General features: G+C 63.5%; 18 protein-coding genes, 1 other RNA gene and 1 pseudogene. 6 read left to right on the top strand and 14 right to left on the bottom strand.

Annotation, left to right across the window (positions count from 1 at the left end; all coding sequences use genetic code 11):
- Nucleotides 1–12: 12 nt before the first annotated feature.
- From ACFHWW_RS08815 to ruvC, 4 genes are all read right to left on the bottom strand, one after another.
- Entirely contained in the window at nucleotides 13–915 is a 903-nt protein-coding gene (locus ACFHWW_RS08815; protein ID WP_379938000.1) for a metallophosphoesterase, read from the bottom strand.
- Between the two features lies 1 nt (nucleotide 916).
- Nucleotides 917–1,957 (bottom strand): Holliday junction branch migration DNA helicase RuvB, encoded by a 1,041-nt coding sequence (ruvB, locus tag ACFHWW_RS08810; RefSeq protein ID WP_100672977.1) that lies wholly within the window; start codon nucleotides 1,955–1,957, stop codon nucleotides 917–919.
- 172 nt (nucleotides 1,958–2,129) lie between these two features.
- On the bottom strand, nucleotides 2,130–2,747 hold the full coding sequence (gene ruvA / locus ACFHWW_RS08805; RefSeq protein WP_003535964.1) for a Holliday junction branch migration protein RuvA: 618 nt from the start codon (nucleotides 2,745–2,747) through the stop codon (nucleotides 2,130–2,132).
- A gap of 56 nt (nucleotides 2,748–2,803) precedes the next feature.
- Nucleotides 2,804–3,316, bottom strand: coding sequence for a crossover junction endodeoxyribonuclease RuvC (ruvC, locus tag ACFHWW_RS08800; protein ID WP_018096835.1), 513 nt, complete (start codon nucleotides 3,314–3,316; stop codon nucleotides 2,804–2,806).
- 168 nt (nucleotides 3,317–3,484) lie between these two features.
- Here ruvC and ACFHWW_RS08795 point away from each other — a divergent pair, with 168 nt between their 5' ends.
- Nucleotides 3,485–4,483, top strand: coding sequence for an LLM class flavin-dependent oxidoreductase (locus ACFHWW_RS08795; protein WP_018096834.1), 999 nt, complete (start codon nucleotides 3,485–3,487; stop codon nucleotides 4,481–4,483).
- 67 nt (nucleotides 4,484–4,550) lie between these two features.
- Here ACFHWW_RS08795 and ACFHWW_RS08790 read toward each other — a convergent pair whose 3' ends face one another.
- From ACFHWW_RS08790 to ACFHWW_RS08760, 7 genes are all read right to left on the bottom strand, one after another.
- The gene (locus ACFHWW_RS08790) at nucleotides 4,551–5,297 is read right to left on the bottom strand and encodes a YebC/PmpR family DNA-binding transcriptional regulator (RefSeq protein WP_100672975.1); all 747 of its coding nucleotides are present in this window, start codon (nucleotides 5,295–5,297) and stop codon (nucleotides 4,551–4,553) included.
- A gap of 115 nt (nucleotides 5,298–5,412) precedes the next feature.
- Nucleotides 5,413–6,246, bottom strand: coding sequence for an MBL fold metallo-hydrolase (locus tag ACFHWW_RS08785; protein WP_379937999.1), 834 nt, complete (start codon nucleotides 6,244–6,246; stop codon nucleotides 5,413–5,415).
- Between the two features lie 171 nt (nucleotides 6,247–6,417).
- On the bottom strand, nucleotides 6,418–9,594 hold the full coding sequence (locus tag ACFHWW_RS08780) for an efflux RND transporter permease subunit (RefSeq protein ID WP_275597376.1): 3,177 nt from the start codon (nucleotides 9,592–9,594) through the stop codon (nucleotides 6,418–6,420).
- Nucleotides 9,591–10,748 carry an efflux RND transporter periplasmic adaptor subunit gene (locus tag ACFHWW_RS08775; protein ID WP_100672972.1) on the bottom strand — a complete coding sequence of 386 codons (1,158 nt, stop codon included), beginning with the start codon at nucleotides 10,746–10,748 and terminating at the stop codon, nucleotides 9,591–9,593. Before ACFHWW_RS08775 ends, ACFHWW_RS08780 begins: the two co-directional genes overlap by 4 nt.
- Nucleotides 10,749–11,198: 450 nt before the next feature.
- Complete coding sequence (locus tag ACFHWW_RS08770; RefSeq protein WP_013844839.1) at nucleotides 11,199–12,023, bottom strand: TIGR00282 family metallophosphoesterase; 825 nt, start codon at nucleotides 12,021–12,023, stop codon at nucleotides 11,199–11,201.
- A gap of 116 nt (nucleotides 12,024–12,139) precedes the next feature.
- Nucleotides 12,140–12,712: a 5-formyltetrahydrofolate cyclo-ligase gene (locus tag ACFHWW_RS08765; RefSeq protein WP_026168795.1), complete on the bottom strand. Its 573-nt coding sequence runs from the start codon at nucleotides 12,710–12,712 to the stop codon at nucleotides 12,140–12,142.
- 168 nt (nucleotides 12,713–12,880) lie between these two features.
- Nucleotides 12,881–13,114, bottom strand: a complete 234-nt coding sequence (locus ACFHWW_RS08760; protein WP_100672971.1) for a hypothetical protein — start codon at nucleotides 13,112–13,114, stop codon at nucleotides 12,881–12,883.
- 74 nt (nucleotides 13,115–13,188) lie between these two features.
- Here ACFHWW_RS08760 and ACFHWW_RS08755 point away from each other — a divergent pair.
- Nucleotides 13,189–14,013, top strand: a pseudogene (locus ACFHWW_RS08755) (LysR family transcriptional regulator); the annotation flags it as partial.
- Between the two features lie 90 nt (nucleotides 14,014–14,103).
- Here ACFHWW_RS08755 and ssrS read toward each other — a convergent pair.
- The 3 genes from ssrS to ACFHWW_RS08740 all read right to left on the bottom strand — a co-directional run bounded on the left by ssrS (nucleotide 14,104) and on the right by ACFHWW_RS08740 (nucleotide 15,006).
- Nucleotides 14,104–14,262: non-coding RNA, 6S RNA (ssrS, locus tag ACFHWW_RS08750), on the bottom strand.
- An 84-nt stretch (nucleotides 14,263–14,346) separates the two neighbouring features.
- On the bottom strand, nucleotides 14,347–14,724 hold the full coding sequence (locus ACFHWW_RS08745; protein ID WP_100672970.1) for a cell division protein ZapA: 378 nt from the start codon (nucleotides 14,722–14,724) through the stop codon (nucleotides 14,347–14,349).
- 12 nt (nucleotides 14,725–14,736) lie between these two features.
- Nucleotides 14,737–15,006, bottom strand: a complete 270-nt coding sequence (locus ACFHWW_RS08740) for a DUF4164 domain-containing protein (RefSeq protein ID WP_018096826.1) — start codon at nucleotides 15,004–15,006, stop codon at nucleotides 14,737–14,739.
- Nucleotides 15,007–15,406: 400 nt separating this feature from the next.
- On the opposite strand from ACFHWW_RS08740, the gene tkt reads away from it, so the two are divergent.
- From tkt to ACFHWW_RS08720, 4 genes are all read left to right on the top strand, one after another.
- On the top strand, nucleotides 15,407–17,389 hold the full coding sequence (tkt, locus tag ACFHWW_RS08735; protein WP_018096825.1) for a transketolase: 1,983 nt from the start codon (nucleotides 15,407–15,409) through the stop codon (nucleotides 17,387–17,389).
- A gap of 69 nt (nucleotides 17,390–17,458) precedes the next feature.
- Nucleotides 17,459–18,469: a type I glyceraldehyde-3-phosphate dehydrogenase gene (gene gap / locus ACFHWW_RS08730; RefSeq protein ID WP_018096824.1), complete on the top strand. Its 1,011-nt coding sequence runs from the start codon at nucleotides 17,459–17,461 to the stop codon at nucleotides 18,467–18,469.
- A 5-nt stretch (nucleotides 18,470–18,474) separates the two neighbouring features.
- On the top strand, nucleotides 18,475–19,059 hold the full coding sequence (locus ACFHWW_RS08725; protein WP_379937998.1) for a putative glycolipid-binding domain-containing protein: 585 nt from the start codon (nucleotides 18,475–18,477) through the stop codon (nucleotides 19,057–19,059).
- Nucleotides 19,059–20,258, top strand: coding sequence for a phosphoglycerate kinase (locus ACFHWW_RS08720; protein WP_018096822.1), 1,200 nt, complete (start codon nucleotides 19,059–19,061; stop codon nucleotides 20,256–20,258). Before ACFHWW_RS08725 ends, ACFHWW_RS08720 begins: the two co-directional genes overlap by 1 nt.
- The last annotated feature ends 97 nt before the right edge of the window (nucleotides 20,259–20,355 follow it).

The raw sequence follows: 20,355 nt of genomic DNA, 5'->3' as shown, positions 1-20,355 counted from the left end.
GGCGATTTCCACTCATCCGAGATCGACGACCACAATCTCCGGCGGCACGCCGAAACGGATCGGCGCGATGGAGCAGCCAAGGCCGCCCGAGACGATGAGGTTGCGATCATGCTCGACGATATGACCATAGGCGTACCGGTCACCGAAACGCGACGGCACGACGGGCGAGTGGCCGGCAAAGCGCACCTGTCCGCCATGGGTGTGACCGGACAGCGTCAATGCGACCCGCGAGGGCACCTTCGGAAAAATGTCCGGCTCGTGCGCGAGCAGGATCACTGGCGCCTCGTCCGTCACCTGTGCAAGCGTGCCATCGAGATCGTCGAGCCCAGCCATCCACGCGCGTTTCCATTTCCGTCCCGGCAGGAGCGCAAGCTGGTCCTCGAGCCCCGCGAGCCAGAAAGGGAAGCCGCTCTTCTCAAGGCGGACCGCGCGATTGCTGTGCACCTGAATGCCGACCCCGGCCAATGCCCGATGGCCGAAGGTATCGCCGCCGCCGTTCTTCTGGGCCGTCATGTCTTCCCACCAATCATGATTTCCCATGATGGCATGGACGCCAAGGGGCGCCGTGAGCGTGGCAAGCGCCTTCGACCACTCGCTCGCATGGACATACCGCGTCACGAGATTCATGCCGGAAGCGTAGTCGCCGAGAAGGACTGTCACGTCGCCGCCGAGGTGGTTGGCGCGCTCGCAGATGGATGTGATGCGGCGCGCAGACATCCAGGGTTCGCAGGCGTGAATATCCGCGAGCGCGACCAGGCGGAGCTTAAGGCCGGGCGTCCATCCCGGTGGCGTCACGGCGTAGCGGGCCACCCTCAGACGCGCAAGCGGTTCGATGGCGAAGGCGTAGCTGCCCAGGGCCACGGCGCTCGCCAATCCACCGCCGAGGACCTTCATGAAGCCCCGCCGGGTGATCATTTCAGTCGTCCTCGAGCGTCAGCCGGAATTGGCTTGCCTCGACATCCCGTGGCGGATTGAGGCCGAGATGCTTCCAGGCATTCGCCGTGAGCACGCGACCACGCGGCGTGCGCTGGATGAATCCCTGCTGGATCAGATAGGGCTCGATGATGTCTTCGATCGCGTCGCGCGGCTCGGAAAGCCCGGCGGCGATGGTCTCGATCCCCACCGGCCCGCCGCCGAAATTCTGGGCGATCATCGTCAGATACCGCCGGTCGAGCTGGTCGAGACCCATGCTGTCGACGAGCAGCCGGGTCAGCGCCTCGTCGGCAATCTTCCGCGTCACGGCCTCCGCCCGTGCGACTTCGGCGAAGTCGCGCACCCGGCGCAGGAGACGGCCGGCAATGCGAGGCGTGCCGCGCGCACGGCGGGCAATCTCGCGCGCGCCTTCGTCGGTCATGCCGAGACCCATCAGCCGCGCGCCACGCCGGACGATCAGCTCCAACTCCTCGACCGTATAGAAATTGAGCCGCACGGGGATGCCGAAGCGATCGCGCAGCGGCGTCGTCAGCAGTCCGAGGCGCGTCGTCGCCGCCACCAGGGTGAACTTCGCGAGATCGATCTTCACCGAACGGGCCGCCGGCCCCTCGCCGATGATGAGGTCGAGCTGGAAATCCTCCATGGCCGGATAGAGGATTTCCTCGACGGCGGGATTGAGGCGGTGGATTTCATCGATGAAGAGCACGTCGCGCTCTTCGAGGTTGGTCAGCAGCGCCGCAAGGTCACCGGCCTTGGCGATAACCGGCCCGGAAGTCGAGCGAAAATTGACGCCGAGCTCCTTTGCCATGATCTGCGCCAGCGTCGTCTTGCCGAGCCCGGGCGGACCGACGAAGAGCACATGGTCGAGCGCTTCGCCGCGATTGCGCGCCGCCTCGATGAAGATCTTCAGATTGGCGCGCGCTTCAGCCTGGCCGGTAAAGTCGTCGAGCGTCTGCGGGCGCATGGTCGCATCGAGGTCTTCGCCTCGCTTTTCCGGCGCGATCAGACGTGCGGCTTCGCTCATGTCACTGCTTCCGTTTCGGGCTGTCCGCGGCCATAGGGGCACCGGGCGTCGAGGCCGGTCACCGTCGCTGCCGCGCTCAACCATAATAGCGGCGCCCGGATCAATCCAGCGAGAACGGCCAGCGTCCCTCTACTCCAATGCTTTTGTGGCCGCAGGAAGGCTCGTGGCTTCCTCACCGCGACAGCTCCTTCAAGCCGAGGCGGATCAGCTTGGCGCTGTCGCCGCCCTCCCCGCCGTTTTTCAGCGCAGCCGCAACGGCATTGGCCGCCTGGTCTCGCGAATAGCCGAGATTGGTGAGCGCCGAGACCGCGTCCGCAACCGGCGCCGCGGCAACGCCTTCGCCGAGCTCCTGCTTCAGGCCGATCGACGGTGCCATCTCGCCGGCGAAGGCGGGAGCCTTGTTCTTCAGTTCGGTGACGATACGCACGGCAACTTTCGGACCCACGCCCGGCGCGCGCGAGATCGACGTCTTGTCCTGCAAGGCGATCGCGTTGGCGAGTTCCCCGGGGGTCAGCGTAGAGAGCACCGCCAGCGCCACCTTGGATCCCACACCCTGAACGCTCTGAAGCAGTCGGAACCATTCGCGTTCCAACGCGCTCAGGAACCCGAACAGCTTCAGCTGATCCTCGCGCACATAGGTCTCGATGAAGAGAACGGCCGCCTCTCCGGCGCTTCCGAGCTTTCCGAGCGTGCGCGCCGAACAATGGGCGACATACCCGACCCCATGCACGTCGAGAACCACGTGATCCTCGCCGATCTCGTCTATCGTGCCCTTGAGCTTGCCGATCATCTGGTCTCTCTGGATGGTGTTGGTCCGTCGTCTTTGAAGAAATGCCGTTGCCCGGCCTAGCCCGCAAGCGCCGCAAGGCGGCTCGTCACCGCCTGCCTGTTATGGGCATGGCAGATGGCGATGGCGAGCGCGTCGGCGGCATCGTTGCCTTTGAACTCGGCCTTGGGCATCAGCACCTTCAGCATCATGTGTATCTGCTGCTTTTCGCCGTGGCCGACGCCGATCACGGCCTTCTTGACGGCGTTTGGCGCATATTCCGCGACCCTCAAGCCCGCCCGGGCCGGCACCAGCATGGCGATGCCGCGCGCCTGGCCGAGCTTCAGCGTCGCCGTCGCATCCTTGTTGACGAAGGTCTGTTCGACAGCGGCCTCGTGCGGCTGATAGCCGTGCACCACCTCGGCAAGCCCGTCATGCAGCTGGCAGAGGCGGGAGGCAAGGTCCATCTCGCCATCGGAAGTGACGGTGCCGGACGCGACGAAACGCAGCGAATTGCCGAGTGTTTCGATGACCCCCCAGCCGGTGCGCCTCAAGCCCGGATCGATGCCGATGATGCGAATCGTAGTCTGCATGCTTCACCCTATTTCGGTCGGCGCGACGCTGCCAGCAAAAAGTGAACAAAACAAAAACATTGCACAGAAATGGTCGCGCTTTGCCTAAAAGCGCCGGCGCACCCTTGGCGTAAGGAAACTTGAACCTACATTGCGGAAGATCAATTTCTCTTAATTGAAAGCCCCGCCATGATCCCCTTCTCCATTCTCGACCTGTCGCCGATCACCGAAGGGGGCAGCATCGCAGAGTCGCTCGAAAATTCGCGGCGGCTGGCAATCGCCGCGGAGGAGAACGGCTACGAGCGCTTCTGGTTGGCCGAACACCATGGCATGAAAGGCATTGCCAGCGCCGCGACTTCTCTCGTGATTTCGCATGTGGCTTCCGCCACGCGGACGATCCGCGTCGGCTCCGGCGGCATCATGCTTCCCAATCATTCACCGCTCGTCATTGCCGAGCAATTCGGCACGCTTGCGGCGCTTTACCCCGGCCGCATCGATCTCGGCCTCGGCCGCGCGCCCGGCACGGACATGAGAACGGCGCAGGCGCTCCGCCGCAACATGGAGGCGAGCGCCAACAACTTCCCAAACGATGTCGTCGAACTGCAGGCGTTGCTCGGCCCGGCGACCGAAGACCAGAAGATCATCGCCGTTCCGGGCGCGGATTCGAACGTGCCGATCTGGCTGCTCGGTTCGAGCCATTTCAGCGCCCATCTCGCCGGCATGCTCGGCCTTCCCTTCGCCTTCGCCTCGCATTTTGCGCCGGACATGCTGCTTTCCGCACTCGAAATATATCGCGAGCGCTTCACCCCGTCGCCCCAGCTCGACAAGCCGCATGTCATGGTGGGCGTCATGGGTGTCGCCGCGGACACCGACGATGAGGCGAACCACCTCTTCACCTCCATGCAGCAATCCTTCGTCGCGCTTCGCCGCAATGCCCGCGGGCGCTTCCCGCCGCCGGTCAAATCGATGGACGGCCTCTGGAGCCAGGACGAGAAGATTTTCGTCGACCATGCAATGAGCTACGCGGTGGTCGGCGGCCCCGAGACGATCCGCCGAAAGATCGAGGCATTCGTGGATCTCACCCGGGCGGACGAGCTGATCGTCTCAATGCCGATCTTCGACATGGAAGCGCGGTTGCGGTCGGTGAAGCTGTTTGCCCAAGCGCAACGCGATCTCGCCGCCGCCTGACGCGAACAGCAATTGACCCGCATCGCTCGGAGCGATGCGGGTCAATTGCAACGGATATTCCGAACGCTCAGGCGGAAAGCTTCGCCAGAACCTCGTCGGAGACCTCGAAGTTCGAATAGACGTTCTGGACGTCGTCGTCATCTTCGAGATTGTCAATGAGCTTCATCAGCGACTGTGCCTTTTCCTCATCCACCGGCACGGTATTCTGCGGCTTCCAGACGGCCTTTACGGTCTCCGCCTCGCCGAGCGTGCCTTCGAGCGCTTTCGATACTTCGCCGATATCCTCGAAGCCGCAGGTGATGGTGTGGCCTTCCTCGTCGGTCTCGACGTCGTCGGCACCCGCTTCGATTGCCGCTTCCATCACCTTGTCGGCGTCGCCGGCGGACAGCTTGTAGGTGATTTCACCGACCCTATCGAAGGAGAAGGAAACCGAACCGGTTTCGCCGAGCGCCCCGCCCGCCTTGGTGAAGGTGGAGCGTACGTTGGAGGCGGTGCGGTTGCGGTTGTCCGTCAACGCCTCGACGATGACTGCGACGCCGCCCGGGCCGTAGCCCTCGTAGCGGACTTCTTCGTAATTCTCGGCATCGCCGCCCGCAGCCTTCTTGACCGCGCGTTCGATATTGTCCTTCGGCATCGACTGCGCCTTGGCGTTCTGGATCGCCAGACGCAGGCGCGGGTTCATCGTCGGGTCGGGAAGGCCGGTTTTTGCTGCGACGGTGATTTCGCGCGCGAGCTTGGAAAACATTTTGGAGCGCACCGCATCCTGACGGCCCTTGCGGTGCATGATGTTCTTGAACTGTGAATGGCCAGCCATGACGCCCTCTGCATGCGTGATTTCGGTGAGATCGGGCGCCTTATAGTTTCATTGCCGCGTCCAGTCCAGCAGGCGCGTCGTGTTTTCAGGAGACGGAAATGCGCTGCGGCGGTCCTCAAACACCCTGCAGGACATAGATGAGCGGTCTCCTCGGCAGGGAGCGCAGCGACACCTTCACGGAAGGCTCCGTGGCGAAGCGCTTGTCGAAGTCGTCTCCGAACATCGCCAGAAAGTTGTTGGTCATCGGCCTGTGCATCGGCAGGATCAGCGCCGAGCGCAGTCGCGAGACGACGCGGCTCATGCTCTCCGCTCCCATCGTCAGACCGCCGTCCACCGGCACCATGAGCACGTCGATCCGGCCGATTTGCCGGTAATGGCTTTCGTCGAGCTCGTGGTGCAGATGGCCGAGATGGCCGATGCAGAGCCCGGCAATCTCGAAAATGAAGATCGAATTGCCGTCCCGTTCCATTCCCTCGAAACCCGAACGGATATCCGTGGTCACATTGCGGATATAGGCGTCGCCGACGACGAGGTCATGATCCGCCGGATCGCCGTTGTCGCCCCAGCCGTGCAGGACATGCCGGATCGCCGGATCCGGCGCCAGGGTGTAATGACTGGAATGCGCCCTGTTCATCGTCACCACCGTTGGCGGCGACGGCGTGCGGAACCAGCCGTTGTAGTCGGTGGCGATCGAAACTCCCCCCGGCGTTTCGATCAGGAAGGTCGAATGACCGAGAAAGGTGATCGTCACCTCGCTTGTGTCGGCAGATGCCGCGGGAGCGGCGGCGGGGGCCGAGAAGCTGGCGAACGTCGCCGCCGGCGTGGCTGCCGCGATCGCCTGGCATTGGCTCACATGGGCTTCCGCCTGCTGCGCGTGCGCCGGTGTCGGCCAGAGCGCATGGATAATCCAGATGACGGTCACGGTGTAGGCAAGGTATCGCAGCAGCATCCTTCACCTCTCACATGTGCGGGAAGAAAAACTTGCTCTGGTACTCCGCCCGCATAGCGCATTGCTGCTCATGCCGGGCGGCACGCAGGATCATTCAAGGCCGCGATCGCGTCCAGCGTCTAACGACCGGCGGCCGCTCACAATTGCGTCATTGCCGATGCACTGGTCTCTTCACTCCCCCGGCGCCGGCGCCGGCGCGGCAGCCGGTGCACGCTTGCGCCGCAATGAGCGCAGGGCCACATAGAAGACCGGCGTCAGGAACAGGCCGAGGACGGTGACCCCGAGCATGCCGGCAAAGACCGCCGTACCGAGCGACTGGCGCATTTCGGCGCCGGGTCCCGTGGCGATGACGAGCGGCACGACGCCGAGGATGAAAGCGAAAGCGGTCATCAGGATCGGCCGCAGCCTCAGCCGGCTCGCATCGATCGCCGCCTCGATCGGCGTCTTGCCCTCCTCCTCGCCCTGGCGGGCGAATTCCACGATGAGGATCGCGTTCTTCGCGGCAAGACCGATCAGGACGATAAGCCCGATCTGGGTCAGCACATTGTTGTCGAAGCCCCGGATCGAAACGCCGAGAAGCGCCGCGAGCACGGCAAGCGGCACGATCAGGATGATGGCCAGCGGCAGCACCCAGCTTTCGTATTGCGCAGAGAGCGCCAGGAAAACGAAGACCACCGAAAGCGCGAAGATGAAGACCGCAGTGTTGCCGGTCTGGCGCTCCTGCAAAGCGAGTTCCGTCCATTCGAAGGTGGTGCCCTGCGGCAGGATCTGACCTGCAAGTGCTTCCATCTTGTCCAGGGCGCTGCCCGTCGAAACGCCCGGCGCCGGATTGCCCTGAACGGGGACCGAGACATACATGTTGTAGCGCTGGACGAGCGCCGGTCCGCTCGTATCGCGGATCTCGACGAGCGTGCCGAGCGGCACCAGGGCGCCCGAGGCGGAGCGTACCTTAAGCGCAAGGATGTCCTCCCGCTCCAGCCGGAATTGCTGGTCGGCTTGGGCACGGACCTGATAGACGCGGCCGAAGGCGTTGAAATCGTTGACGTAGGACGTCCCCAGATTGATCGAGAGTGTCTCGAAAATATTGGGAATCGGCACGTTCAGCGCCCGCGCCTTGTCGCGATCGATCGCCAGGAAGAATTGCGGGCTGGAGGCCGTGAAGGTGGTGAAGACGCCGGTCAGCCCCTCCGTCTGGTTGGCCGCTCCCATCATCTGATGGGCGAGCCCGAGCGCCCGGCGCATGTCGGCGCTCTGGCGGTCCATGATCTGCATCTTGAAGCCGCCCGAATTGCCGATGCCTCGGACGGAGGGTGGCGGAACGGCGATGATGAAAGCCTCCTGAATGCCTTGCATCGCACCGAAGATCTGGCCGATGATCTGTTCCGCACTCTGCTTTTGCTCGAGGCGTTCTTCGAAGCTGTCGAAGGGCGTGAATATCACGCCGGAATTGGATGCATTGGTGAAGGTCGCGCCGTTGAAACCGGCAAAGGCGACCGCATCCTTTACGCCGGGTACCTCCCGGATAATCTCCGAGGCCCGCCGGACGACCTTATCGGTGCGCTCGAGAGAGGCACCGTCCGGAAGCTGAATGACGACGATGGCATAGCCCTGGTCCATCGTGGGTATGAAGCCGCGAGGTACGACCTGTGCCATGTACCAGGTGGCTCCGAGCAGGGCGACGAAGACGACGAGCGCCCCGGCTAACGCGATCCGCGTCCTGACGAGGTGGCGCACCGTCCATGCATAGCCATCGGCCATGCGGTCGAAGCCGCGGTTGAAGCCGTTGGCAAAACCGCGGCCGATCCGCGTCAGGGGATTGCGGCTCTCATGCTCGTGGTTCTCGTGCGGCCGCAACAGGATTGCGGCAAGCGCCGGCGAGAGCGTCAGGGAATTGACCGCGGAGATCACCGTCGCGACTGCGATCGTCACCGCAAATTGCAGGTAGAACTGGCCGGCAATACCCGGAATGAACGCGGTCGGCACGAACACTGCCGTCAGGACGAGCGAGATCGCGATGACCGCGGCGCCCACCTCGTCCATCGTCACATGCGCCGCCTCGCGCGGCGTCATCCCGCGCGCGAGGTTGCGCTCGACGTTCTCGACAACGACGATCGCGTCGTCGACCACGATGCCGATCGCGAGAACCAGGCCGAACAGCGTCAGCATGTTCAGCGAAAAGCCGAAGGCATAGAGAAGCGCGAATGTGCCGACGAGCGAAACGGGGATGGCGACGATCGGAATGATCGCCGTGCGCCACGACTGCAGGAACACGATCACGACCAGAGCGACGAGGAGCGCGGCCTCCCCGATCGTCTTGTAGACCTCGTCGATGGATTCCGAGATGAATTCCGTCGGATTGTAGATGATCCTGTATTCGAGCCCTTCGGGAAAATCTCGCGAAAGTTCGGTCATCGTCGCCTGGATCGCGTCGGCCGCAGCGAGCGCATTGCTGCCGGGGCGGGAGAAGATGCCGAGCGCGACGGCGGGGCTGCCGTTGAGATAGCTGTTGGTCACGTATTCGCGCGCACCGAGTTCGATGCGGGCGACGTCCTGCAACTGGACGAGCCTGCCTTCTTCGGTCGCTTTGACGATGACGTAGCGGAACTGGCGAGCGTCGCTGAAGCGGCCGTCGGTGGTCACCGTATACTGGAAGGCGCTGTCGCTCGACATCGGCGGACCGCCGATGGATCCGCCCGAGACCTGGACGTTCTGCTCGCGTAGCGCGGAGACGACATCGCCTGCGGTCATGCCGTAGGCGGAGAGCTTCTGCGGGTCGAGCCAGATGCGCAGCGCATATTCACGCTCGCCGAACAGAAGAACGTCGCCGACTCCGTCCAGCCGGACCAATATGTCGCGGATGCGCGTGCGGGCGTAGTTGGAAACATAAAGCTGGTCATAGCGGTCGTTCGGCGAAAGCAGATGAACGACCATCATCAGGTCCGGCGAGCTCTTCGTCGTGGTTACGCCGATGCGCCGGACTTCCTCGGGAAGCCGGGGCTCGGCGATCGAGACACGGTTCTGCACCAGCACCTGCGCCTGATCGAGATCGGTCCCCAGCTTGAAGGTGATCGTCAGCGCCATCGAGCCGTCAGCGGTGGCATAGGAGGACATGTAGAGCATGTTCTCCACGCCGTTGATCTCCTGCTCGAGCGGGGTGGCAACGGTATTGGCGACGGTCTCAGCATCCGCGCCCGGATAGGAGGCGCGCACGACGATGGTAGGCGGCGCGATCTCCGGATACTGCGCCACCGGAAGCTGGAAATAGGCGATGCTGCCGACGATCAGCAGAACGATCGAAAGCACCGACGCGAAGATCGGTCTGTCGACAAAGAAATGCGCGAACCTCATTGGGCATTCTCCGCCGATTGCGCGGCCTCGGGGGGCAGGACGATGAGCTCGGGCTTGACCTTTACGCCCGGCCGGACGCGCATGAGACCGTTGACGACGATCGTCTCCTCCCCCGTCAAGCCACTGCGGATGACCCTGTAACCGTGGAGCCTGGGACCAAGACGCACCGGTTTGGTTGCGACGCTGCCATCCTCGCCGACCGTGTAGACGATGCGTTCGTTCTGGTCGGCGGCGATTGCCTCGTCAGGCACCAGAACCGCCCGGTAGGTGTTCGATCCCTCCACTTCTACGCGGCCGAACAGGCCGGGCTGCAGGATCAATTTGGGGTTTGCGAGGCGCGCGCGCACCCGCATCGTACCCGTCTGGTTGTCGACCCGGTTCTCCGCGAAGTCGAGCTTGCCCTCGAATGGCGGCTCGTTGGCGTCGGCGATCGTGACCAGCACCGGGATGGAGCCCGCCCCCTCCTGCAAAGCGCTGCCGCGGTCCCGAGCCGTACGCGCATAGGAGAGCAGCCGGCGCTCGTCGACGTCGAAATAGAAATCGATCGGATCGAGCGAGACGATCGTCGTCAGCACCGTCTGGTCCGCTTGTACCAGATTGCCGGGGGAAATGAGACGCCGGTCGACGCGTCCGCTCAGCGGCGCCGTGATGGTCGTGTAATCCAGATCCAGCTTTGCGCGCTCGACGGCCGCCTCGGCGCCGCGCACATTCGCCTGGGCCGCGAGCAGCGCACGGCGGTCGTCATCGAGCCTGGACACCGAGAGCGTGCCCGATCCCGCGAGCGATTCCGTTCGCTTGAACGTGGTCTCCGCGAAGACAAGGGTCGATCGCGCAGCCTCGAGCGAGGCTTCCGCCTGGGAAAGGGCGGTGCGGAACGGCCGCTGGTCTATGACGAAGAGCTTGTCGCCCTTCTTCACCATGGCGCCGTCGGTGAAGAAGACCTGATCGAGATAGCCGCCGACCCGTGCGCGGATCGCGACCTGGTCGACCGCTTCGAAGCGGCCGATGAATTCGTCGGCGTCGACGACATCGCGCACGACCGGTTTGGCGACGGTCACCGTCGGCAACTGCGCATCCTGCGCGCCTGCCGGGACCGAAACGAGAAGGGAGACGAAAAAGCCGGCGATGGCCGGCAGACGCCACTTTCGCAACATGCACGCTCTCCAGATATCTGAACGTCAGATCGCCGGCACCGGGACTGCAATTGGTGCGGCGCCTTTGGATACCGGAGCGCCACAGCGACTCTGTGCGCCCGACCGAGCTGCGACGCTATGGAACTCCGGCTGCATTACCTGCATGTTTCCCTTGATCGTTTTCGGTCAAAGGAAGACACATGCAGCAATCAAAATGCTGCAGCGACCTCTGCGCGTCTGAGGAACGCGCGGCGCTGTACGCCGGGATGAGCGAAAGTATGAGCGCCTCCGACCGCATCCCGTTTCAATTATTGGCATGGAAACTTACGAATAGCGGCCGCGTGCGGTGCGGCTCTCATTTTGGTCGCTAACCTGCCACCATTTGGCGGGTCTGTCACCCTTGAAAAAAGGAGATCCGAACAGAGCGCCCGCATCCGGAAATGGATGCGCAGACGGAGGAAGCCCAGCCGCTCAAACCCAGAATTGCGGGATCGTCTCAGCTAGGCGCGGGCCGATCCTGAGCGGCGCGATCTTTTCCGCCAACCCCGTCCGGTCCGAAATCTCGATCCCGACGCCACAGATGGTCGCCGGGCCGGATGCCGCTTCGAAGCGACCCTTGGGCATCTTCGAGATGAAGCGGTTGAGCGGCTCTTCCTTGTCCATCCCCAAGGACGAGTCGTAGTCGCCGCACATGCCGGCATCGCTCATATAGCCGGTGCCACCGTTGAGTATCTGATGGTCCGCCGTCGGCACATGGGTATGCGTGCCGACCACCAGGCTGGCACGCCCGTCGACGAAGTGGCCGAAGCATTGCTTCTCGCTCGTCGCCTCGGCGTGAAAATCGAAGACGACTGCATCGGCCTGCTCGCCGAGCGGGCAGGCGTCGAGGATCGCCTCGGCCGTCTTGAAGGGATCGTCGAGCTCGGGATGCATGAAGACGCGCCCCATGACATTGGCAACCAGAACGCGGGCGCCGTTTCGCGCGAAGAAGAGATTGGAACCGCGACCCGGAGTCCCGGCAGGATAGTTTGCCGGCCGCAGGAACTGATCGTGCCGCTCGCAGAAGACCACCGCCTCCTTCTGATCCCAGACGTGATTGCCGGTGGTCACTACGTCGGCACCGGCGCTGATCGTCTCGAGAAAGATGTCTTCGGTTATGCCGAATCCGCCGGCAGCGTTCTCGCCATTGACGATGACGAAGTCGAGCTTGAGATCGCTCACGAGTCCCGGGAGGCGCTCCCAGACGGCCATGCGGCCCGTCTTGCCCACCATATCCCCCAGAAACAGAAGTCGCATGCCGTTCAATCCCGCTTGGACCAAGGCAATCTGGATCGACTCCAATTCATGCACGTGGTCGGTTCAATGAATTTTAAGCAGGATGTGGCGGAATCCGCGCAAAATCCTCATCCCGCTCAGAAATGCCGAAAACCGCTCTCCGTCAATACGGCGTCCAGCGCCACGTCGTGCGGTTCAGCCGGCACTGATGCCACTTCCTGGCAGTCGAATGCAATCCCGATCAGGCGCGGCATGTGGCCTTTGCGGCGCAGCCGGTCGATCGCCCGATCATAATAGCCGGCGCCATAGCCGATCCGATGGCCCACGGCATCGAAGGCCGAGAGCGGTACGAGCATGATGTCCGGATCGACTTCCGGCGCATCGGGGCCGGGGCCGGTGGTGCCGAAGCCGGTTTCGACGACCGCGATGCCGTCGAGCAGTTCCCGGAAAACGATGGCCTTGCTGTCCAGGATCACCGGCAGGCAGAGGCGCGCACCGCGATCCCTGAGCCGCACCATCAGCGGCCGGACGTCGGCCTCCGAACGGATCGGCCAGAAGCCCGAGACGACGTGTCCGGGATCGAGCGCGATGACCTCGGCCGCATGATCGGCCATGGCAAGGCTCGCCTCGATACGCGCTTCCGCCGGCATGGCATCGCGGAGCGCCAGGCGCTCCTTCCTCAAAGCTGCTTTCAGATCCTTGGGTGACATCCAACCTTCCCCTGCGGGCGAATATTGCCGCGGTGATCAATCTCAACGCCATGCCATAGCGCAAAACGACCCCGAAGCGGAACCATGCGAGCGCCGCTTTCGCGATACTTCGCGACTCGTGCGTGTGCCACAATGGCTTAGGGATGCCAATTCTCGAAGGAAGTTGCCTCAGAGCATCCAGTGCAGATGCCGGACTGCGTCACGGTGGCGCCGGTCTTCCTCGCATCCGAGGCGATACGTGGCGGGGATAGCGGCGTCTGCCAGAAGGTGCCGGTCGCCGCGGCGGCTCACCAGCGCCCATTGCGTGCGAAGCGAAAGCCACAGCCGCCAGCGCGCAAGGGCCGTCGCAAGCGGCGGGGAGGAGCTTCTGACGGGCTGTGCTGAGACGACCAGAACGGGCATGGCGAGGACCTCGGAAGGATGGCGACAGGTCCATCTTTGCGCCGTCCTTGACATGTGACAAATGAATTGCAACCATGCCTGTCATCAGCGTTTCTTATGGCAACGACATGACAGCACCGCTCGACAGCGACCTGCTCAGAACCTTCCTCGCGGTGGCCGACACCGGCAATGTCACACGCGCTGCCGACCTTGTGCGGCGAACCCAATCGGCCGTCAGCATGCAGATCCGCAGGCTTGAGGATCTCATCGGATCCGCGCTCTTCGAACGCCATTCGCGTGGCGTGATACTGACCGGTGAAGGCCGGCGCCTTGTCGACAATGCACGCCGTATCGTTACCCTTCTCGACGATACGGCTGCGGCGATGCGCTCACCGGCGCTCGACGGGTCCGTCCGGATCGGGATTTCCGAGGAATATGTCAACTCCACCCTGCCGAAGGCGCTCGGCGCTTTCGCGGCCATTCATCCCGGCGTCGAAGTGACGGTGCGTCAGGAAACCTCCATGGCCAACTCGGCAGCGCTCGCGGCCGGAGAACTCGACATCGCCGTCGTCTTCGAGCCGGGCGGGCGAACCCGCAGCGAGGTTCTGATGGTAAACCCAACCGTTTGGGCGACCTCCGAGCAGCATGGCACCCATTTGCGGCAGCCCCTGCCGATCGCGACCTATACCTATGCGGAAGGCGGCTGGTGCGACGACCTGGCCCTGCGCAGCCTGACGACCCGGAATATCGAGAACCGCGTCGCCTATGTGAGCCGCACGAGCGGCGGGCTCATCGCCGCCGTCGTTTCAGGCCTCGCCATTGCGCCCCTGTCGCGAAGCACCATACCGCCCGGCTGCCGCGAGCTTACCGAGGCGGATGGCTTCGGCATCATCGATATGTCGAATGTCGTGCTGCGGACGAGACGCGGGAACCGGTCGCCGACGGTCGACGCGATGGCGGATGCAATCCGCCGCGCGTTCCGGGCACCGAGCGAGAAGGAAAGGGAAGAAGTGCGATCCACGACGACCGATGGAGAGTTTACGATCCCGGGTACCTACTAGGTAGGTGGGCACCGTATGCCCGGACCCACGGGTCCGGCCAGGGACAGTTCCCTTGAGATCGTGTATGGCCCCGGGGATTGTGGTTCCTGTCGGGAAGCGCAGATCGCCCGGCAGATATAGAGCGTCCCGGGGCTTTTCACCAGAGCCGGATGCCGTGGAGCTGCATAATTTCTGCGAAATCGCAGGCCGGACTCAATTTGCCGGGGGAGTCGGCCGCCCGTTGAGCTTGGCGGCGATGTCCTGAATCTGCGCCGTCACTTCACCGAGCGCCGAGGCAAGCGCCTCCTCGCTTCTCGTGTGATCCGAAAGCGCGGTGTCGCGGCCTCTCTTCAGATCGTCCACTTCGGCCTCGATACTCTTCAGCCGGCGATTGACCTCGCTCAACTCGTCCATGACCATGATGCCTGCCATGACGGTGATCCTGAGGTCGCCTATTTCGCCGAACTGGGCCTTCAGATGGCCGACATACTGGTCGAACCTGGTCGCGAGGTCGCCGAGGTGCTCTTCCTGCCCTTCCTCGCAGGCCATGCGATAGGCCTTGCCGTCGATCGTTACCGTCACCTGCGCCATACGTTCAGAACCTCAGCGATCCAGCACCGCGCGAATGGTCTCCATCGCCGTCACGAGACGACGGGATACCTCGCGATTGACCTCTTCCAACCGGTTGGCGCGGAATTGGGATTGGTCGAGTTCCTGTGCCAGGCGAGACCGGTCCTCATTGACCCGCCTGACCTCGCCTTCGAACTCGCTCACATCCTTTTCCTTGTCGAAGCGGCCGTCGATCGCGATTTCAAGTGACTGAACCGCGTTGCGCAACTCGTCGATCGCCGCCTTGACCGTCTTTGCCGGCATGTCTTCAGATACCTCTCTAGGGGGAGCGGCTTCGCCCTGCCCTAAAACAAAGTGCGGAGCGCTTGCACCTTGCCTGGACGGGCCTCGCTCCAAGGCCGAATCGTAGAGCTTTCATCACTTCGGCCCTTTTCTTTTTAAACCTATTACGCAAGTCTCAACAATGCCAAGCGCGGCATTGAACTGCGGAAGCTGTGGATGGTCGATTTCGCCTCCCGAACCGGCAACCGGCCGGCGGCGTTCCTGCCGTTCGAGAGGGACCGCGCGGGGGCCGCCGCATTTGGTCGCGGAGGGCCCGTATTTATTGACTCGGCTCACGCACCTGCTATGTGTCTGCCGCTTCTCATGCGGTCTTTGGAGGATAGAGACCGTCCCCTGACCACCGAACGCAAACGGAACAGTCATGATCTCTCGCGAAAAACACGACCGGATGGCGAATGCAATCCGCTTCCTCTCCATGGACGCCGTCGAGAAGGCAAATTCCGGCCACCCCGGCCTCCCGATGGGCGCCGCCGATATCGCAACAGTGCTGTTCACCCGCTATCTGAGCTTCGACCCTAAAAACCCCGCCTGGCCGAACCGCGACCGCTTCGTCCTGTCGGCCGGCCATGGGTCCATGCTGCTCTATTCGCTGCTCTACCTCACGGGCTACGACGACATCACCATCGACGAGATCAAGAACTTCCGCCAGCTGGGTTCGCGCACGGCGGGCCATCCGGAATACGGCCACGCCGCCGGCATCGAGACGACCACCGGTCCGCTCGGCCAGGGCATTGCCAATTCCGTCGGCATGGCGATCGCCGAACGCAAGCTGCGCGAGGAGTTCGGCAGCGAGTTGATGGAGCATTATACCTATGTGCTGGCCGGCGACGGCTGCCTGATGGAAGGCATCAGTCAGGAAGCGATCGCGCTTGCCGGCCACCTGAAGCTCAACAAGCTGATCGTCTTTTGGGACGACAACAACATCTCGATCGACGGTCCGATCTCCATTGCCGACTCGACCGACCAGCACGCCCGCTTCCGCGCCAGCAAATGGCACACGATCGCCATCGACGGCCATGATCCCGAAGCGATCGCCGCCGCGATCGAGGAAGCCCAGAAGTCCGACAAACCGACCATGATCGCCTGCAAGACCGTGATCGGCTTCGGTGCGCCGAACAAGGCCGGCACGCACAAGGTCCACGGCTCCCCGCTCGGCGCCGAGGAAATCGCCGCCACCCGCAAGGCGCTCGGCTGGGAAGCCGAAGCGTTCACGGTTCCCTCCGACGTGCTCGACGCCTGGCGCATCGCAGGCCTGCGGTCGGCCAAGGCGCGCAAGGAATGGGAAGAGCGGCTCGAAGCCGCAGAGGCGGAGAAGAAGGCGCAGTTCGTCCGCCGCTTCTCCGGGGAGCTCGAAGGCAGCCTCGCCTCGGCGATCGGCGCCTACAAGCAGAAGCTTGCCGAGACCAAGCCCTCGCCGGCGACGCGAAAGGCCTCGGAGGATGCGCTGGAAGTCATCAACGGCGTACTTGCCGAGACGATCGGCGGCTCCGCCGACCTGACCGGCTCCAACAATACCAAGACGAGCCAGACGCACTCCATCACCCCGGACGATTTCTCCGGCCGTTATATCCACTACGGCGTGCGCGAGCACGGCATGGCGGCCGCAATGAACGGCATGGCGCTGCATGGCGGCCTCATCCCCTATTCCGGTGGCTTCCTGATCTTCTCGGATTACTGCCGCCCGTCGATCCGCCTTGCCGCGCTCATGGGCATCCGCGTCATCCACGTGCTCACGCATGATTCCATCGGTCTCGGCGAGGACGGGCCGACCCACCAGCCGGTCGAGCACATGGCCGCGCTTCGGGCCATCCCCAACCTTCTGATGTTCCGCCCCGCGGATGCGACGGAGACCGCCGAATGCTGGCAGCTTGCCCTGGAAAACCGCAAGCGCCCCTCCGGTCTTGCGCTCACCCGCCAGAACCTGATGGCGGTGCGCACCGAATATGAGGAGCAGAACCTCTGCGCCCGCGGCGCCTATGACCTGATCTCCGCAAGCGATGCGCAGGTGACGATCTTCGCCACCGGCTCGGAAGTCGAGATCGCCGTCAAGGCATGCCAGACGCTGACCGCCAAGGGCATTGCGACGCGCGTCGTCTCCGTCCCCTGCTTCGAGCTTTTCGCCGAGCAGAGCGAAGACTACCAGCAGGCAATCATCGGCACGTCGCCGGTCAAGATTGCCGTCGAAGCCGGCATCCGCCAGGGCTGGGACCACTTCATCGGCAATGACGGCATCTTCATCGGCATGTCGAGCTTCGGTGCTTCGGGCCCCTACAAGGATCTCTACAAGCACTTCGGCATTACGCCAGAAGTCGTGGTTGCGTCCGCCGAAGCCAAGCTGTCCTGATCAAGCCAGGAGGACATTCCCCGATGCCCTCCTTTCCACCCCACGCATTCTGACAGGGAGAGACCCGATATGACAGTGAAAGTCGCCATTAACGGTTTTGGCCGCATCGGCCGTAACGTTCTCCGCGCCATCGTCGAATCCGGCCGCACCGACATTGAAGTCGTTGCCATCAACGACCTCGGTCCGGTCGAGACCAATGCTCACCTGCTGCGCTTCGATTCCATCCACGGCCGCTTCCCGGCCGACGTGAAGGTCGACGGCGACGCGATCGTCATCAACAACGGCAAGCCGATCAAGGTGACCGCGATCCGCAATCCGGCGGAACTGCCGCACAAGGAACTCGGCGTCGACATCGCGATGGAGTGCACCGGCATCTTCACCGCCCGTGACAAGGCAGCCGCTCACCTGGAAGCCGGCGCCAAGCGCGTCATCGTCTCGGCCCCGGCCGACGGTGCGGACCTGACCGTCGTCTACGGCGTCAACCACGACAAGCTGACGAAGGATCATCTCGTCATCTCCAACGCATCCTGCACGACCAACTGCCTGGTACCGGTCGCCAAGGTGCTGCACGATGCCATCGGCATCGATCACGGCATGATGACCACGATCCACTCCTACACCAACGACCAGCCGTCGCTCGACCAGATGCACAAGGATCTCTACCGCGCCCGCGCCGCGGCGCTGTCGATGATCCCGACCTCCACGGGTGCGGCCAAGGCGGTCGGCCTCGTTCTGCCGGAGCTCAAGGGCAAGCTCGACGGTATCTCGGTGCGCGTGCCGACGCCGAACGTCTCGGTGGTCGACCTGAAATTCGTCGCCAAGCGCGAGACGACCAAGGAAGAGATCAACGCCGCTATCAAGGCTGCCGCCGACGGCCCGCTCAAGGGCGTTCTCGGCTACACGCTTCAGCCGAACGTCTCGGTCGACTTCAACCACGATCCGCATTCCTCGGTCTTCCACATGGACCAGACCAAGGTGATGGAAGGCAAGTTCGTGTCGATCCTGTCCTGGTACGACAATGAATGGGGCTTCTCGAACCGCATGGCGGATACGGCGGTTGCCCTGAGCAAGCTTCTCTAAGACCGATGTTCCGGGCCCTTTCCTCAACGACGGTGCGCTGGCGCCCGCTCGAAGGGGAAGGGCTCGAACATCTGACGCTCAGGACTTTCGACACATCGCTCGGCGCGGCCATCCGCGCCGAAAGCGTTCTCATCGGCGAACGCGGCGCCTATGGCGTCCGCTACCGGATCGACTGCGATGCCGCCTGGCGCGTCTTTTCCTTTCTCATAGAGACGACCCAAGGGCTGAGGCTGCACCTCATGTCCGATGGGCACGGCCATTGGCGCAAAGCAGACGGAACGGCCTTGCCGCAATTCGACGGCTGCGTCGATATCGACCTCGCCGGCACGCCCTTTACGAATACGCTGCCGATCCGCCGCCTGGGCCTCACCCGGCAATCCGGCACCGCCAGGCTCGACATGCTTTACGTGCCCTTCGACAGCTTCGAACCGACCGTCGACGGTCAGCATTACACCTGCCTCGACGACGGCAAGCTCTACCGTTACGAGGCGGCGGACGGCAGCTTCACGGCGGACCTGCCAGTGGACGAGGATGGCCTCGTCATCGACTACCCTACCCTATTCCAGAGACTATCACCGGAGACCATCTGATGACTTTCAAGACTCTCGACGATCTGACCGACATCGCCGGCAAGCGCGTTCTCGTGCGCGTCGATCTGAACGTGCCTGTCAAGGACAATCAGGTGACCGACACCACCCGCATCGAGCGCGTGGCGCCGACCATTCGCGAACTCTCCGAGAAGGGCGCGAAAGTCGTTCTGCTCGCGCATTTCGGCCGGCCGAAGGGCGAGCCCGTCGCCGGCATGTCGCTGAAGGCGATCGCCCCCGCCGTCGAGGAGATTCTCGACCAGCGCGTCTATTTCGCTGCCGACTGCATCGGCGACAAGGCCGCCAACGCCATTGCCGAATTGAACGACGGCGAAGTGCTGCTGCTCGAGAATACCCGCTTCCACAAAGGCGAGGAGAAGAACGATCCGGACTTCGTGACGGCGCTCGCCGCCAATGGCGACATCTATGTCAACGACGCCTTCTCCGCCGCACATCGCGCCCACGCCTCGACCGAAGGGCTTGCTCATCACCTTCCCGCCTATGCCGGCCGCACCATGCAGACGGAGCTCGAAGCGCTTGAAAAGGGACTCGGCAATCCGAAGCGCCCGGTGGTTGCGATCGTCGGCGGCGCCAAGGTCTCGACCAAGATCGACCTTCTGCAGAACCTCGTGAAGAAGGTCGACGCGCTCGTCATCGGGGGCGGCATGGCCAACACCTTCCTCGCGGCGCAAGGCGTCGATGTCGGAAAGTCGCTCTGCGAGCACGATCTTGCGGAGACCGCCAAGGCCATCCTCGCGGCCGCCTCGGAAGCGGGATGCGCAATCGTTCTTCCGGTCGACGGCGTCGTTGCCCGTGAGTTCAAGGCCGGTGCGGACAACGAGGCCGTCGATATCAACGCCATCCCTGCCGACGCCATGGTGCTCGACGTCGGGCCGAAATCGATCGATGCCATCAACGAATGGATCTCCCGCGCCGAAACCCTCGTGTGGAACGGTCCGCTCGGCGCCTTCGAGATCGCGCCGTTCGACAGGGCGACCGTGGCAGCCGCGAAACACGCGGCATCCCGCACGCGCGCAGGCTCGCTCGTCTCCGTCGCCGGGGGCGGCGACACGGTCGCAGCGCTCAACCATGCCGAGGTCGCGGACGATTTCACCTATGTCTCGACCGCCGGCGGCGCCTTCCTCGAATGGATGGAAGGCAAGCCCCTGCCGGGCGTCGATATTCTCCGGCAGCGGAACTGAGCCCGGCTACGGTGCTCTGCATGCAAGGTGCGTCGCATTGAATTACTCATGCGACGCGCCTATCGCCTCGATGACTAAATCCCGACAAGTTGATCCA

It is taken from the genome of Sinorhizobium sp. P24N7, assembly GCF_042436655.1.
Classification (GTDB): Bacteria; Pseudomonadota; Alphaproteobacteria; order Rhizobiales; family Rhizobiaceae; genus Sinorhizobium; species Sinorhizobium meliloti_A.
Note: the sequence above shows the minus strand (reverse complement) of the source record. Positions and strands in the feature narration are given on the sequence as shown.